The 494-nt window shown below is 62.3% G+C and carries 1 protein-coding gene; it reads left to right on the top strand.

What is annotated here, in order from left to right:
• Positions 1-93 precede the first annotated feature (93 nt).
• The coding region (locus EOA60_RS36755; protein ID WP_164748501.1) for a hypothetical protein at positions 94-494 on the top strand (401 nt) is incomplete at its 3' end.

Raw genomic sequence — 494 nt, forward strand, 5'->3', positions numbered from 1 at the left:
TCGAAGGCTGATCCTGTCTCAGAAATCTACGGCCCGAAGAAGCTGGTGCGGGGGCCCGGCCCCTTCTCTTCCCCGACCGCAAGGGGGCAATAGATGAGCAACATCGACTATAACGAGCTCGATGGCGGGCCGACCGTCGCCAGACGCTATGCCGGAATAGGCACAAAAGTCGCCATGGTCGCCATTGGGCTGATTGTGGCGATCGCGCTGATCTGGATCAACTGGCCGAGCGAGCCGCGCTCTCGTGATATGGCGTCGAGCGCTAGCGAAAATTTCAACCCGCCTGAGTTTCGCCCGCCGGCCTTGGCCGAGACGCCACAAGCGGCCGACAAGACAATCGATCAGATCGTTGTTCCGCCGCCTGCCGAAGGCGAAGCCAAAAAACAACAGGCCGACAATGTCGATCAGACGGTCGAGCAAGGCGCCGATCTCGACGCGCAGCGGCGCGCGCTCGAAGCCCAAATGGCAGCCGAGCAGGCTCGCCGCAAGGCCGA

Origin of the sequence: Mesorhizobium sp. M1A.F.Ca.IN.020.06.1.1 (assembly GCF_004023265.1) — a bacterium.
GTDB lineage: Bacteria > Pseudomonadota > Alphaproteobacteria > Rhizobiales > Rhizobiaceae > Mesorhizobium.